12 protein-coding genes are annotated in these 14,739 nt (G+C 53.9%); 7 read left to right on the top strand and 5 right to left on the bottom strand.

The annotated features are described in order from the left end of the window. Positions 1-76 precede the first annotated feature (76 nt). Positions 77-1,441, bottom strand: a complete 1,365-nt coding sequence (gene hmgA / locus DHN43_RS18845; protein WP_108819655.1) for a homogentisate 1,2-dioxygenase — start codon at positions 1,439-1,441, stop codon at positions 77-79. A gap of 1,008 nt (positions 1,442-2,449) precedes the next feature. On the opposite strand from hmgA, the gene DHN43_RS18835 reads away from it, so the two are divergent. The 7 genes from DHN43_RS18835 to DHN43_RS18805 are packed head-to-tail and all read left to right on the top strand — an operon-like array spanning position 2,450 to position 10,605. After that, positions 2,450-3,721: an ABC transporter substrate-binding protein gene (locus DHN43_RS18835; protein WP_063307040.1), complete on the top strand. Its 1,272-nt coding sequence runs from the start codon at positions 2,450-2,452 to the stop codon at positions 3,719-3,721. Then, the gene (locus tag DHN43_RS18830) at positions 3,718-4,671 is read left to right on the top strand and encodes a carbohydrate ABC transporter permease (protein ID WP_063293524.1); all 954 of its coding nucleotides are present in this window, start codon (positions 3,718-3,720) and stop codon (positions 4,669-4,671) included. The genes DHN43_RS18835 and DHN43_RS18830 overlap by 4 nt, the downstream gene beginning before the upstream one ends. Further along, complete coding sequence (locus tag DHN43_RS18825) at positions 4,668-5,489, top strand: carbohydrate ABC transporter permease (protein ID WP_057461075.1); 822 nt, start codon at positions 4,668-4,670, stop codon at positions 5,487-5,489. Before DHN43_RS18830 ends, DHN43_RS18825 begins: the two co-directional genes overlap by 4 nt. A 3-nt stretch (positions 5,490-5,492) precedes the next feature. Continuing rightward, positions 5,493-7,589, top strand: a complete 2,097-nt coding sequence (locus DHN43_RS18820) for an alpha-amylase family protein (RefSeq protein ID WP_108819653.1) — start codon at positions 5,493-5,495, stop codon at positions 7,587-7,589. Between the two features lie 11 nt (positions 7,590-7,600). Then, a complete protein-coding gene (locus DHN43_RS18815) occupies positions 7,601-8,635 on the top strand; it encodes a LacI family DNA-binding transcriptional regulator (protein WP_108819652.1) in 1,035 nt (344 codons plus the stop codon). Beyond that, positions 8,622-9,491, top strand: coding sequence for an endonuclease/exonuclease/phosphatase family protein (locus tag DHN43_RS18810; RefSeq protein WP_108819651.1), 870 nt, complete (start codon positions 8,622-8,624; stop codon positions 9,489-9,491). Before DHN43_RS18815 ends, DHN43_RS18810 begins: the two co-directional genes overlap by 14 nt. A 10-nt stretch (positions 9,492-9,501) precedes the next feature. After that, on the top strand, positions 9,502-10,605 hold the full coding sequence (locus DHN43_RS18805; RefSeq protein ID WP_108819650.1) for an ABC transporter ATP-binding protein: 1,104 nt from the start codon (positions 9,502-9,504) through the stop codon (positions 10,603-10,605). A gap of 187 nt (positions 10,606-10,792) precedes the next feature. Here DHN43_RS18805 and DHN43_RS18800 read toward each other — a convergent pair whose 3' ends face one another. The 4 genes from DHN43_RS18800 to DHN43_RS18785 form a co-directional block, all read right to left on the bottom strand. After that, positions 10,793-12,310, bottom strand: coding sequence for an aldehyde dehydrogenase (NADP(+)) (locus DHN43_RS18800; protein ID WP_108819649.1), 1,518 nt, complete (start codon positions 12,308-12,310; stop codon positions 10,793-10,795). A gap of 136 nt (positions 12,311-12,446) precedes the next feature. Continuing rightward, positions 12,447-12,947 carry an isoprenylcysteine carboxyl methyltransferase family protein gene (locus DHN43_RS18795; RefSeq protein WP_057461081.1) on the bottom strand — a complete coding sequence of 167 codons (501 nt, stop codon included), beginning with the start codon at positions 12,945-12,947 and terminating at the stop codon, positions 12,447-12,449. After that, positions 12,940-14,061, bottom strand: a complete 1,122-nt coding sequence (locus tag DHN43_RS18790; RefSeq protein ID WP_108819648.1) for a type III polyketide synthase — start codon at positions 14,059-14,061, stop codon at positions 12,940-12,942. The genes DHN43_RS18795 and DHN43_RS18790 overlap by 8 nt, the downstream gene beginning before the upstream one ends. Before the next feature lie 130 nt (positions 14,062-14,191). Continuing rightward, positions 14,192-14,707, bottom strand: a complete 516-nt coding sequence (locus tag DHN43_RS18785; RefSeq protein ID WP_108819647.1) for a YgjV family protein — start codon at positions 14,705-14,707, stop codon at positions 14,192-14,194. Between the last annotated feature and the right edge of the window lie 32 nt (positions 14,708-14,739).

Raw genomic sequence — 14,739 nt, 5'->3', positions numbered from 1 at the left:
CAATAAGTAAGCTCTGTGAATACCTGTCATTTTTTAGTCTGAACCCTGAAAAACCGACAGAGCTAATGAAAAAGTGTTATTTTAGACCTGCCGTGCCATCAAACTTGCGCTCTAAGCCAGACCAGCAATCCACATAATCGTCCTGTAGCGGAGCTTCCTTGCCTGCAAACTCAGTGAGTTGCTGCGGAAAGCGAGTTTCGAACATAAAACTCATGGTGTCTTTCAGCTTCACTGGGTCCCAGCTGTTGTGAGAAGCTTGCTCAAAAGCTTCGTGATCCGGGCCATGGGGCAGCATGCAATTGTGGAGGCTGATGCCTCCGGGCACAAAGCCGTGTGGTTTAGCGTCGTACTGCCCGTAAATATTGCCCATCAGCTCTGACATGATGTTCTTGTGGTACCAGGGCGGGCGAAAGGTGTCTTCCTGCGGCAGCCAGCGAGGTGGGAAAATCACGAAGTCGATGTTGGCCGTACCTTCTTCTGCTGTGGGAGCTGTAAGGACGGTGAAGATTGATGGATCCGGGTGGTCAAAACTGATGGCGCCTACGGGGGCGAAGTGGCGCAAGTCATATTTATAGGGGGCGTAGTTGCCATGCCATGCGACCACGTCCAGCGGTGAATGATCAATAGTCGTTCGGTGGAACTCGCCGCACCACTTTATAGTTACATGACATGGGCGTTCTATGTCTTCAAACTGCGCGACTGGTGTCTTGAAATCTCTTGGGTTTGCAAGGCAATTGGCGCCGATTGGCCCACGGTTGGGAAGGGTAAATTTGGCACCATAATTCTCGCAGATGAAACCTCTGGCTTGGCCGTCAGGCAAGTTCACTTTAAACACCATGCCACGTGGCAAAATACAGATTTCAAGCGGTTCAAGATCAATCACGCCAAACTCGGTTGCGATCTTTAATCGCCCGATCTGAGGCACAACCAGCAGTTCTCCATCAGCGCTGTAGAAGTACTCGTCCTCCATGTCTGTATTGGCGAGGTAAACATGCGCGGCCATGCCCATTTGCAGGCCCACGTCTCCCGCTGTTGTCATGGTGCGGATACCGTCAATGAAGGTGAGGTTTTGGTCCTCAGGGAAGGGCGTTGGATCCCAACGGTATTGACCGAGTGAGACCACATCTGGAATTTTGCTAGGCGCGGTCATCCAGTAAGGATGATTTATTTTCTGCAACCGGCCCAAGTGCTTAACCGATGGGCGAATGCGGTAAAGCCAGGATCGTTCGAGTGTTGCATGAGGGGCGGTAAAGGGCGAACCGGAGAGCTGCTCAGCATATAATCCGTATTCAACGCGCTGTGGGGAATTGCGTCCCTGAGGCAGTGCGCCTTTTAAAGCCTCGGTCTCAAAATCATTTCCGAACCCAACCATATATCCTGGCTGAGTTCCGTAGCGACTGTCATGGGTGGATGCTGTGTTTTGATCTGTCGGATTTTCCATGTTTCACTCCAAAACGTCACCAACGAGTTTTAAAGAGGGCTGCGCCGCAGTATCTCTGGACCTGGGTTGGGTGGAGGCATCAGACCATAGAACCGGATCAGCGCAATCAACGCGATCTGAGGGAGGTAATTCATCTCCTGAAAACTACGTGACGATAATGGCAGGGCCATGAGCCTTTACTGATTTACCTGCTAACAATCCTGACCCTTCAAACTGCGGCACCCATGATCCGTGGATTGGCTAAATCCTCAGTGGCAGTAGGGTGATAGCCAGCAACCGGGCAGCTTGTCTGATGGAGCTGACAGCAGGATGTCATTCACCTCGTAAGGAGCAGGTGCGCCTTTTATCGCCTGCTTTTATGCAAAAGGTGTGGATCCTGCAGCTGGATCGGCTTCGGCTTTTTGGAGATCAGGGTTTCCCGGTTGTTTCAGATAAAGGAGGCGATGCTTCTGTTTAGGTCCGTTTTCAGGTTGAGTTGGGCGCGTAAAAACGTTGGTGAGTGGGGGCTTGCCATCGTGGTTGTCAGCCTGAAGACGGGCCTTCCACCTCTCAAAGCTTTCAGGCAGTGGCAGTACACTTTGCCAAGGTAAATTGCCGTGGCTCATGTGAAAATAGCGATGTTTCAGGCCTGTCTATATTCAATCTCCTTTTCATCATTGCTGAGCTGATCGTCAGCCCAAAAGGCTGCAATCGGAGCATCTTACTTTAGGTGCGGATGGTATTTGTCCAGTAAAATAAAAAGTTGAAACCTTTCTAATTAAAGCTAGGTTAAGTTGCTAATTTCATCAAAAATACGAGTTAGATTCTGTGGCTGATTAGCCGAAAAGTACATTTATCCAACATTTATGCATGAGAAATTTTGATCACCACAAATGGCAATAACGCCTTATAAAATTTGCTAATTCGACGTAGCAGGTATTAATCCTTCATCAAAAATACGTAAATTTTTCTAGACATCTCTCATGAAATCTAACTAAGTTGACAACGTTTCATATTTGGGAGCTTGTTATGAAAATATTGAATTCGGCATCCGCCCTTGCGATTGCCGCTATGACATTTGCGGGGGGGACCGCATTTGCAGCTGAAAAAGAGCTGGTGATCTTCAACTGGTTGGGTGGTTCAGAGCGTGATCTGATCATCGCACTCGAAGAGGGCTTCACAGCCAAATATCCGGATTATGAGATCAAAGACATCAACCCGGCCGCAGGTGGAGATGATCCGCGGTCTGGCATCCGTTCAGCGATGTTGTCTGGAGAAGAGTTTGATCTGCTGCTCAACACATGGCCTTCTTTTGAAAAGGAACTGGTTGCGGCCGACCTGATCAGCCCAATTGATGCTGCATGGGAGCAGTATGGCTGGTCTCAAGCGCTGAATGATAGCTGGCGTAATCTGGCGAAGCATGACGGCAAAACCTATGGCGCTTACTTCATCGCGGGCAACCGTTCCGGTGTCTGGTATCGTCCAGATACGCTGGCAAAGGCGGGTATCGCGGGTGAACCTACTCAGTGGAAAGACTTCCTCAGTTCCTTCAGTGCCCTGAAAGAAATCGGCATGCTGCCTGTTTCCATTGGTGCGAGAAGTTGGGCGCAGACCGAATGGTTTGAAAACGCACTTTTGCGCACGGCTGGCCCTGCATTTGCGAAAGAGCTGTCTGAACACAAGGTGGCCTGGACCGATGACCGGGTGAAGGAAACCTTCCGCAATCTGCGTGACATGCTGGAAGCTGACTGCTGTGCTGAGCCGGGCGCGATGCTTAGCTCTCACTGGACGGATGCTGCGGATGCCGTGTTGAAAAACAAAAAGGCAGGCTTCATGCTGATTGGCTCCTGGGCAAACCAGCGCGCCAAGAATGAGTATGGGCTGACGCCAATCAAAGACTACTCATACATGCAGTTCCCGGTGATCAAGCCGGAATACGGCAATGCGATGAGTGTTGATGGCAAGAACTTCCTTGTGATGAAGCAAGCGAAGAACCCGGAAGGGGCAGAACTGTTTATCGACTTCGTTCTGAGCAAGGAGGGCTCTGCAATTATCGCGGCGCAGAACCTTGCAACCCCGAGTGCAAATGTGGATCCCTCGTCCTATGATCCGATTGTGCGCAAATACGCTCAGATTTTGCCGCTCGTCGATGTTTTCTTTGTTCTTGATGACCTTTTGCCAGCTGAGTTGAGTGGTGAATTCCGTATTAGCTTGCAAAAGTTCCTTCGCGACCCAAGCGATGCGAGCATTGATAGTGTCACAGCAGCACTCGAAGCAAAAGCGAGTGAGCTTTATCAATGAGTGTTCAACATGGGTCTATCTTAACCTCCCAGACCCAGGCGGGGCCTTTTGCGGGCCTCGCCACCCGGCTCTTCGGAGGTAACCTGCGCCGCGCTGACTGGATTGCATTTGCTCTGTTGGCGCCGACATTGATCTTCTTCAGCATCGGCGTGCTCTATCCGTTATTCGAGACGATCCGTGTGAGTTTTCTGGACTGGACCGGATTGAGCCAGCCGAAACCTGCGGGTTTTTCTAACTATACCAAGCTGTTTAGTGATGCGAACTTTTGGAATGCCTTGCGTGTGACACTCACCTGGACGTTGGCGTGTACGGGAATCTCCGTTGCTATTGGCTGGAGTGTTGCGTTGATTTCCGGTCTGGCTCCCAAGCAGACCGCGCCGTTCCGTGTGGCAATCTTCGCAGCCTATGGCATTTCAGAGACTGCTAGTGGCTTGATGTGGCTGGGTATTTTGCAGCCGGATTTTGGTCTCCTCAACGGCATTCTGCGCCTTGTTGGGCTGGAAGGCTGGGCCTCGCCATGGTTGGGTGAACCATCTACCGCAATCTGGGGCGTTGTTGCTGCCTATGTCTGGACGCAAGCTGGTCTGCCATTGCTCACCTGCTACGCGGCTATTCAGGCGATCCCGAAAAGCCAGCTTGAAGCGGCTCATATGGATGGTGCCTCTCACTTCCAGATCCTGCGGTACATCATGGCGCCTCTTAGCCTTCCCGGTGTGCGTATTGCGATTTTCATCAACCTGCTCAACAGCCTCAAAGCGTTTGATATGATCCATATTCTAACGGCTGGAGGTCCGATTAGAGCAACGGAAACAGTAGGTTACTTTATGTATCAGGAGTCTGTCATCTACTTTAAGCAGGGCTATGGCGCTGCAAGTACGGTGGTGCTTCTGCTCGCAGTTATCGTCTGTTCCATCCCACTTATTCTGGACAAGGCATCGGAGAGCAAATGATCACTCAAACTCCAAAATGGCCTGTGTATGTGCTGGGGTCCGTGGCGCTTGTCTGGATCATTCCGCTGGTTGGCATCATCGCCATGTCCATTCGCCCCGAAGGGGAAATCACCAGCGGATGGTGGACGATCGAGCCGTTTACGTTCACGCTGGATGCCTGGCGTGAGGTTTGGGTCAACTACCCGATTGGCCGTGCGTTTCTCAATTCTCTGGCTGTGGCCAGCTTCGCAACCGTCCTTCCAGTTCTGTTTGCACCAGCGGCGGCCTATGCGTTTCACTACCTCAAGTTTCCGTTTCGCCGGATCTTGCTGCTCATCCTTGTGAATGCATTTGTTGTTCCAAATCAGGTGGTTATCATCCCACTCTTCAAGCTGTGGCGAGAGACTGGGCTCATTGATACCTACTGGTCTGTGGTCATTCCGTTCGTTGGGCTGTCGTTTGCCTGGGCTGTTTTGCTGGTCAAAAACTTCCTCTCCAACTTCCCGCGGTCGCTGATTGATGCGGCGCAGGTGGATGGGTGCGGACATTTGCGGACCTACTTTTTTATCGTGCTACCAAACACGATTACGGCGATGGCAGCAGTTGGCATTCTGCAGTTTATGTGGACCTGGAATTCTCTTCTATTGCCGATGTTGTTCCTGCGGGAAAATGCAACGCTGCCGGTGATGCTCTCCACGATCTCTGGCGCCTATGAACCCAACTGGGATCAGCGCGCTGTTGCGACCATTATTACCTCCATCCTTCCACTCGTTATCTTCTTGTTCTTCCAGAAGTATTTCTCCGCTGACGGCAAAAATAACAGCGGTTCCAAGGGCTAAATCATGTGCCATAAAAAAGAAGTAAAAGACTTCCGATACCGCCAGATTCATCTGGATTTTCATAGTTCCGAACATATTCCGGGGATCGGGTCCAAGTTTGATCCGAAGCAGTTTATTGAAACGCTGAAGCATGGTGAGGTGGACTCCGTCACGCTGTTCGCCCGTTGTCATCACGGCTGGAGTTATTACCCAACCAACGTGGGCAAGCCGCACCCGGAACTGCAAAACCCGGACCTGCTGGGGGACATGATCACAGCCTGTCATGAGGCCGACATTGCGACCCCGATTTACCTGACAGTTCAATGGGATGAGCTGACAGCTCGGGAGCATCCGGAATGGCGTGTGATGCAGTCGCAAAACACGGCAGCCAATTATCCGGGCACAGAGCCGTCCGCGATGAACCAACTTACGCCCACCTGGCACACCATCTGCCTGAACCACGAAGGCGCAATCCAACGACAGATCGACATCGCTCTGGAAGTTTGCGCTCGTTATAATCCGCCTGCGTTGTTTATGGACATCCTCGCCTCCTGGGAGTGCACCTGTAACGCTTGCCTTTCCTCAATGAAATCAGAGGGTTTGGACCCGCTGAAGGCGGACGATCGTAAGAGCAACGATAAACGCGTTCTTTTGCGTTTTTTTGAAAGGTTTTCGCAAGCGGTCAACGGCGAGTTCCCGGATACACGAATTTTCTTCAACTCTGGCCACATCTACAAAGGGCAGGATGAGCGCTACCAGTATTACGGTCATCTGGAGCTGGAGAGCCTGCCGACCGGCGGTTGGGGCTATGACCATTTCCCCGTCTCAGCACGGTACGCTGATACACTGAACCTGCCGTTTCTTGGCATGACGGGACGCTTCCACACGCATTGGGGTGAGTTCGGCGGCTTCAAGCGGGCTGACGCGCTGTCCTATGAGTGCTGTTTGATGGTGTCTCTGGGTGCGCGCTGTTCCATTGGTGACCAGTTGCACCCGAATGGACATATGGATTTTGCCACCTATGACCTGATCCGCCCGGCATATTCCCGTGTCAAAGCGCTGGAGCCTTATGCCAGCAACGCGACCTATCAGCGCGAAGTGGCGATCCTTTCTGTCGAGGCGCAGGTCTCCCAGCTTGGTAGCCACCTTGGGCACCGCAGCGAGCCGAGCGATTCCGCCTCTGCCCGCATGCTGCTGGAAATGCAGATCCCGTTTGATCTCATCTCCTCATCCAGCAGCTTTGATGACTACAAACTGATTATTTTGCCGGACAGCATTCGCCTGAGTGATGATCTTGCGGTTCGCCTCAAAGCGTTTACAGACGCTGGCGGCGCCATTCTGGCGACTGGCGAGTCCGGTCTTGATGTTGAGGGCAAGCGATACCTCCTCGACATCGGAGCAGAACTGTCTGACACACCAATGGAGTATGACCCGAGCTATCTGTCTTGTCGGGGAAAGCTGGATGATGATCTGGTCGATTCTTCTGTTGTTATGTACGAGAAGGGGGCATCTCTGCGTGCAACTGATGGTGATGTGCTGGCTGATGTTCGTCCATCCTATTTCAACCGCACATGGGACAAGTTCTGCTCACATCTTCACACGCCGGAAGATCCGGATGCCGAGCCAATTGGCGCGGCGATCGTGCAAAAAGACAATGTGGCTTATGTGGCGTATCCACTGTTCCGCCTTTATGGCGCAACGGGTCAGACGCTTTACAAGTATCTGGTGCGCGGGCTCATCAACCGCCTTATGCCAAGCCAGCTGATTGGCACAGAGTTGCCATCAGCCACACGCATGTCGCTGATGAAGCAGGCGGACGAGCAGCGTCAGGTGCTGCACGTGCTTTATGCGCCAACTCAACTGCGTGGCAGCGGTGTGCCGTACAATGACGGTCAGACCCGTGCGGTTGAGATCATCGAGGATGCACCGGAGTTGAAAGAAGCCAAGGCGTGGGTGCGTATGGACGAAGAGCCTGACGATGTAACCTGCGCTTATTCGGGTAAAACACTGCCATGGCAGTATGACAGCCTCGACAAAAAGCTGCACATCGTCTTTCCTAGCCTCCATATCCATGGGGCCGCCGTCATCTCACAGGCAGATGACGCAGTGGCTGCGGAATAAAGGGCAGTGCAGTGAAAAAACCAACCATCCTCGATGTAGCAGATTCCGCAGGCGTCGCTGTCGGCACAGTCTCGCGTTATCTGAACGATCAACGCATCAGGAAGGACAACCGGACCCGGATCGAACAAGCGATTGCCGATCTGGGATACCGGGCCAACACACTTGCCCGCGCCATGAAAACAGAGCGCACAAACACAGTCGGGTATCTGGTTCCCAAGTTTGACGAGTTCAACTCGGGGATTTTGACCCAACTGGTGCGTTCTCTGCGTGCCCGTGGGTATTCCATTGTAACCTTTCACCATTCTGATGAAGCGGACGCCATCAACGAGGCGCTGGAATCAGCCTCCTCGCGGCGCATCGATGCCATCATCTTGTCCGGCACCCATGAGGTGACGGAGAAGGTGCAGGAGCTGTTGACCGGAGAACAACCGGTCATCATCTTCAACAACGATGTGCCGGGCGTGGAAACGGATAAGGTGCTGGTGAATGATGAGGCGGCTGCGCAAGACGCAGTGAGCCGCATGATTGACTTTGGCCACACCCGTATTGGTGTGGTGACAGGGGACCTGAATGGAAGCACAGGGCAAAACCGGTTGCAGGGCTACACAAAAGCCCATGAGCAAGCTGGCCTGAGTGTTGATGAGGAGTTGGTTTACGTTGGCAATTGGGGCCAGCTGGATGGATACACCGCCATGGACAGGTTCCTTGGCATGGAAAATCCGCCAAGTGCTGTGTTCTTCTCCAATTACCTGATGACCATTGGTGGTCTGGATTGCTTGTCCAGCAACGGCAAACAGGTGGGCAAAGACATTGATCTTGTCACCTTTGATGACCCGGACATGTTCCGGCTGATCCCTCCGGGCATCACTGCCATTGAACAGCCCATTGAGCAGATTGCCCGTCATCTGACGGAAATCGTGCTGAGTCGGCTGGATGGAACAGCACCTGACCACCCCCGCAATATTCGCGTCAATTGCGCGCTCAAGCTGCGCGGCTCCTTAGGAGTTGCTCGGAAAGCCTCCGGAAAAACCCATGAAGATAGTTAGCTACAACATTCAATACGGTACCGGTATCGACGGTAAAGTCGATCTGGCAAGAATTGCAGGAGAACTTGAAGGGGCCGACATCATCGGCCTGCAGGAAGTTGACCGCTTCTGGAAACGAAATGGCAATGTGGATCAGGCCGCTGAACTGGCAGATCTGCTTGGCGGATATCGCTGGGTCTACGGTCCGGGTCTTGATATGGATGCCTCGTTTCACGATGAAAACGGCAAGCTGGTCAACCGCCGCCGTCAGCATGGGGAAATGATCCTTTCCAAATATCCGATCATTTCTACCCGCACATATCCTTTGCCCAAGATGGGCTCCATCACCCGTCACGCCATTCAGGCTGCACTTCTGGAGGCCGTCATCGACGCACCAGGTGGGCCGCTGCGTGTTTACAACACCCACCTGTTTTACTGGTCGCCAGATTTCGCGCTGGTGCAGGCACGGTTTGTGAGAGATCGCATCAAGACAGCCCCATCCGAGGGCGGTGCATGGTGCGGTGGGCCGGGTATCGACGCTCATTGGCTCAATGACGAACCGCAGCCAACCATGCCAACCGACTGCATTTTGTTGGGGGACATGAACAATGGACCGGGCACGCCTGTCTATGAGGTGTTCACTGGTCCGCCATCAGAAGAAGGTGGCCGTGTGCAAACGCTCGATGGTTTTGTCGACCCGTGGGTATGGCTGGGCAATGAAGAGACAAGCGGCAAGACCGCTCACTTCGACACGCGCCGCATCGACCACCTGTTTGTGAGTGCCTCTTTGCGGCATCGCATTACGGGCATGCAGGTTGATGAAGAGGCGAAGGGCTCTGACCATCTGCCGGTCTGGCTGGAACTGAAAGACGCCTGAGGGGGAAAGCATGGCACAAGTTACTCTGAAGAATCTCGAGAAGTCTTATGGTCCAACCAAGGTCATTCATGGCATTGATCTGGAGATCAAAGACAAGGAATTTGTTGTTTTCGTTGGCCCGTCCGGCTGCGGAAAATCCACGACGCTGCGGATGATCGCTGGCCTTGAAACGATTTCTGGCGGGGAGTTGGTGATTGGTGATCGTGTGGTGAATGACATGCCACCGCGCCAGCGCAACATCTCCATGGTGTTTCAGGATTATGCGCTCTACCCGCATATGACTGTCGCCAAAAACCTCGGGTTCTCGCTCAAAATTGCAGGCGTATCTCCAAGTGAGATTGAGACGCGTGTGGCAGATGCAGCGGCTATTCTGGGGCTGGAACCCTACCTGAAGCGCAAGCCGGGACAGCTTTCTGGCGGTCAGCGCCAGCGTGTTGCTATGGGCCGCGCCATCGTGCGCCATCCGGATGTGTATCTGTTTGACGAGCCGCTTTCCAATCTGGATGCCAAGCTGCGCACCCAGATGCGCATTGAGATCAAGAAACTGCACCAACGCGTGGGCAACACCATCATCTACGTCACCCACGATCAGGTGGAAGCCATGACATTGGCGGACCGCATCGTGATCATGCGTGATGGCATCATTGAACAGGTGGGCAGTCCGCGCGAGGTCTTTGAAAAGCCAAACAACACCTTTGTGGCGACATTCATTGGCTCTCCGCCGATGAACCTGATCGACGCGCATGTCGCCAGCAGCAATGGCGACCCAGTATTGAAACTGGGCGATGGCAGCGAGCTGAGTGCTCCGGCACGCCTGCGTAACACATTGGAAGCAGGCAAAGCGGTGAAGCTGGGTGTGCGGCCAGAGGATATTTCGCCAGAAGGCAATGCGTTGCCAACAGCGGGCGAAATTGTGCAGCTGCAGCTGCCTGTGTTGCTCTCAGAAGACCTGGGTTCAGAGGCAACTTTGTTTACGGAGCTGGCAGGCTCTCCGGTTCAGTCCATCATGTATAATCCGCGCACAGTGCATGCTGGGGAAATGCTGAGCTTCAACATGGCGCTTGATAAATGCCATGTGTTTGATGGTGAAAGCCTGCGCAATCTGGCCGCTTAAGAACTTTTGGGGCGTTTCCCGAGGACTTGATACCTCCTCGAGAGACGCGCTTGATCGATCAGATTGACGTAAACAAAGAAAAGCCCTGAGCGGATGTGCTCAGGGCTTTTGCTGTTATCGCGTACTCCCGAAAAATGGCTCCGGCTTTCAGGAGTACGTTTGCTTTTTTAGTCTTTTGGAGGCTGGCTTACGCCATTTCTTCCATTTCAAAACCCGGAACCAGCTCAAGCGGTATGTCCTGATAACAAACCGGACGCAGGAAGCGGCGGATCGCCATGGTGCCGACTGAAGTTGCGCCGAAGTTTGTGGAGGCTGGGTAAGGTCCGCCGTGAACCATGGCATCACACACTTCCACGCCAGTTGGGAACCCATTGGCCAGCACACGGCCTGCCTTACGCTCCAGCAATGGCATCAGCTTGCGGGCTTCTGCATGATCTGCTGCATCGATGTGGATGGTGCAGGTCAATTGGCCTTCGATGGTGCGCGCCACATCCTGCATCTGTTCGATATTCTTCAGCTTAACGATGATACCGAGCGGACCGAACACTTCTTCCTGCAACTCTTTGTTCGCAAGCCAGTTTTCAGCGTCCGTCACAAACATATACGGCTTGGCACCACGGGTTGCGCAGGCGGTGCCCACCAGCTCCTCAACACCCGCTTCGCCAGCGATTTTCTCAGCGCCGGAACGGTAAACCGCTGCAATGCCATCTGTCAGCATTGGCTGCTCCGCAGCAGCGCCCAAAGCTTCCTGAGCTTTGGCGATAAAGGCATCCGCCTCAGCACCTTCCACCAGCAGAACCACGCCCGGATTGGTGCAGAACTGACCTGCGCCCATGCACAGGGAGCCAGCCCAACCCGCCGCAATGGCCTCACCACGATTGGTGAGTGCGTTCGGGAAGATGAAGTTTGGATTGATGGAGCCCAGCTCACCGAAGAAAGGGATAGGTTCAGGGCGGGAAGCACACAGATCAAACAGCGCACGACCACCGCCAAGGGAACCAGTGAAGCCAACGGCTTTGATGAGTGGATGCTGCACCAGCGCCGTACCAACTTCACGACTGCCGCCCTGTACCAGTGAGAACACACCTGGATGCATACCGCAGGATTTGATTGCTGCATCAATGGCTTGTGCTACGATCTCAGCAGTACCCGGGTGAGCTTCATGGCCCTTCACAACCACCGGACACCCAGCTGCCAGTGCAGAGGCGGTGTCGCCGCCTGCGGTGGAGAACGCCAGCGGGAAGTTGGAGGCGCCGAACACGGCAATCGGACCAACCGGACGCTGGCTCAAACGCAGGTCAGAACGCGGTAGAGGAGCACGGTCTGGCAGAGCTTCATCGTGGGTGAGGTCCAGATACTCGCCTTTCTCAATATGGTCGGCGAACAGACGTAGCTGGCCAACGGTGCGGCCACGCTCGCCGTTGAGGCGCATTTCCGGCAGGCCGGTTTCTGCGCAGCCGATTTCCGTGATTTCTGCACCGCGTGCATCGATCTCGTCGGCGACTGTGCGCAGGAATTTGGCGCGTTCTGCACGGGTGGTCCAGCCGAAGGCCATGAAGGCGTCTTCAGCGGCCTGAACAGCGCGGTCGATCAGTTCGCTAGTGCCGCAGGCATAGTTTTTTGCAGGGCCCGAGAACGGGGATGACTGGAATTTCTGGGCGTTATCGACCCATTCTCCGGCAATGAGATGGCAACCTGTTAGCATCGTTTCCTCGGCACATGAAGTTATCTGGCAGGCGCTGCAGTCTTGTTGTGCAGCCCTCAGCTTAAATTTAACAGTGATATATCACTATCTTCTGTCAGGTTCAAGCCGATAACTTCATATTGTGCAAAGGTCTTTTCTATCGCAACTCCGTAAGGGCCTCATCTTCCACGCGAATTCGCAGGGCAAGAAGAGCGCCGTTAAAGCCTGAGAACAGGAAGGCGATTGGAAACAGGCCGAGGACCATAGGGGCGGTGAAGATCTCCAGAGCCACCAGCAAGTAGTTGGGATGACGCACAAACGCAAACGGTCCCTTCGTCACCAGTGGAGTTTTGGCCACAATAATGCGGGTGGTCCAGCGGCGACCCATGCTCAGCAATATCCAGAGGCGGAACACTTGCAGCACCACAAAGACCAGCAACCACGGCATGGAGACTGGTTTGTCGTAGCCCAGCACAACGAGTGCGATGATCCATGCCACATGCACGCTGACGATCAGTGGATAATGCGAGGCGCCAACCTCATAGGCTCCATCAGCCAGCAAGCGTCTTGTGTTGCTGCGGGCAATGACGAGCTCAGACAGACGCTGAATGACGATGAATGCCAGAAAGATTACGGCAGGCAGGGACGCCTCAGGCATTGATCACCCCCTCTGGTCTTTGGAAACCGGTGGTCTCCCAGCGCCCACTTGCCTCATTGGCAACAACGGACACTGGCTGGAAAGAAGCTGTGAAGCCGGGCCCAAGCGCGCACAGGACCATGTTGCCCTGTGGGGAGCGCTCCAGAACCCGCTCCAGCACAAACAGGGCGGTTGGAGCGGACATGTTGCCGAATTCCTGTAGGATTTCACGCTCTACATCCAGTGTGTTGGCAGGCAGATCCAGCGCACCTTCCAGCGCCTGAACCACTTTCGCGCCGCCCGGATGGCAAACGAAACGATCAACACCATCCATGTCCATGGTGAGTGCATTCAAACTGCGCTCGGTGACATCACGGAAATGCTCGGTTGCAAAATCGGGAATAGAACGGTCAAACACCACGCCAAGGCCGTGTTCTTCCACATTCCAACCCATAATGTTGAGTGTGTCCGGCCACATCTCCTGATGACCCGTGCCCAGTACAAACAACTGTTTTGAACTCTCGGGCTTGCTGGTGGACAGGCAGGCAGCAGCTGCACCGTCGCCAAACAGAACCGTGGCGATGATATCCGCTTTCGTGAGCCGGTCACTGCGGAAGGAAAGCGTGCAGCCCTCCAACGCGACCACGAGCACGTTGCTGCCCGGTTTCGCCTGCGCCAGTTGCTGGGCGATGGAAAGGCCGGAGACGCCGCCTGCACAACCAAGGCCAAACACGGGCACACGCAGGATGTCAGTGCGAAAGCCCATCTGTTTCCAGGCCTGAGCTTCCAGTGTTGGTGTTGCAATGCCGGTTGAGGACACCGTCACCACGCAGTCGATTTCATCTGCGCGCAGACCTGCTTTAATCAACGCTTTGCGGGCGGCAACAATAAACAGATCCGTTGCACCGCGCAGATAGGTTTCATTTCGGGTTTTCCAGTCTTGCGGTTCCAGAAACCACTCCAACGGGGCGAAGGAATAACGTCTCTTCACGCCAGCGGACAGGAAGGTACCAGCCATGCGCTCAAACTGCGCGAACTTTGGCCCGAGGATCCGGCGGGCGTAGTCCAACACCAACGTCTGGGGCAATTCATAGGGCGGCACCGCTGTCGCAAGGCCGGTCAGGTAAACGGGCATCGGCTCTCCAACCCTGCTTTCATTGTTGCCAGATAATGTATCATCAACTTTATAGGCCTTGACCAAGCCGCTGAAAATCCGGCGTTTTTTGGGGTTGTTTTGGTGGGGTGAGATTGAGTGCTATGGAATGTCAGAGGGAAGCGGTTTGGGCCTCCCGTTCATTTGCGGTTTTCATACGGTAAATCGTGAAAGCAAGCAGGGTGGCGTTGGTGATATCGTTCAGAGATCCGCCCCAGGAGCCAACGATCAGGGCGTTGACCATCCATGTAAGAGCACAGATGAGCATGGCGAAGCGCATCTGAATTCCACTCAGGCAAAACAGCGCAAAGCCGCTCATGAGAGAGGCGGACCACGGTAACAGGTCGATGAGCCCTTCATACACCATCACACTCATTATGGTTTGGATGACGGCAAAGATGCCAAACCATATGTAGCCCTTAAAACGCAGAGAAACGAAGGATCGCACACCATTGATGCCAAGGTTTGCCCCTGCAACATAAGCGCCCATCAGCACATAATGGATGCAGAACAGGGAGCAGCTGACAAAAAGCAGGCTGCGAAACAGTTGATCATGCTTGGTGGAAAAGCCAACTATGTTGACAGCATAGGCCGCCAGCCCAAAACCCTGTATGACGAGTGGATCCATCTTCCGTTTTCTTTCTTATTGGAAGAGGAGTG

Origin of the sequence: Pseudovibrio sp. Alg231-02, assembly GCF_900143565.1 — a bacterium.
Classification (GTDB): domain Bacteria; phylum Pseudomonadota; class Alphaproteobacteria; order Rhizobiales; family Stappiaceae; genus Pseudovibrio.
Note: the sequence above shows the minus strand (reverse complement) of the source record. Positions and strands in the feature narration are given on the sequence as shown.

Bases quoted from the DNA above. Each gene is read 5' to 3' on its own strand.
- hmgA (WP_108819655.1), bottom strand. From the start codon at position 1,441: ATGGAAAATCCGACAGATCAAAACACAGCATCCACCCATGACAGTCGC.
- DHN43_RS18835 (WP_063307040.1), top strand. From the start codon at position 2,450: ATGAAAATATTGAATTCGGCATCCGCCCTTGCGATTGCCGCTATGACA.
- DHN43_RS18830 (WP_063293524.1), top strand. From the start codon at position 3,718: ATGAGTGTTCAACATGGGTCTATCTTAACCTCCCAGACCCAGGCGGGG.
- DHN43_RS18825 (WP_057461075.1), top strand. From the start codon at position 4,668: ATGATCACTCAAACTCCAAAATGGCCTGTGTATGTGCTGGGGTCCGTG.
- DHN43_RS18820 (WP_108819653.1), top strand. From the start codon at position 5,493: ATGTGCCATAAAAAAGAAGTAAAAGACTTCCGATACCGCCAGATTCAT.
- DHN43_RS18810 (WP_108819651.1), top strand. From the start codon at position 8,622: ATGAAGATAGTTAGCTACAACATTCAATACGGTACCGGTATCGACGGT.
- DHN43_RS18805 (WP_108819650.1), top strand. From the start codon at position 9,502: ATGGCACAAGTTACTCTGAAGAATCTCGAGAAGTCTTATGGTCCAACC.
- DHN43_RS18800 (WP_108819649.1), bottom strand. From the start codon at position 12,310: ATGCTAACAGGTTGCCATCTCATTGCCGGAGAATGGGTCGATAACGCC.
- DHN43_RS18795 (WP_057461081.1), bottom strand. From the start codon at position 12,947: ATGCCTGAGGCGTCCCTGCCTGCCGTAATCTTTCTGGCATTCATCGTC.
- DHN43_RS18790 (WP_108819648.1), bottom strand. From the start codon at position 14,061: ATGCCCGTTTACCTGACCGGCCTTGCGACAGCGGTGCCGCCCTATGAA.
- DHN43_RS18785 (WP_108819647.1), bottom strand. From the start codon at position 14,707: ATGGATCCACTCGTCATACAGGGTTTTGGGCTGGCGGCCTATGCTGTC.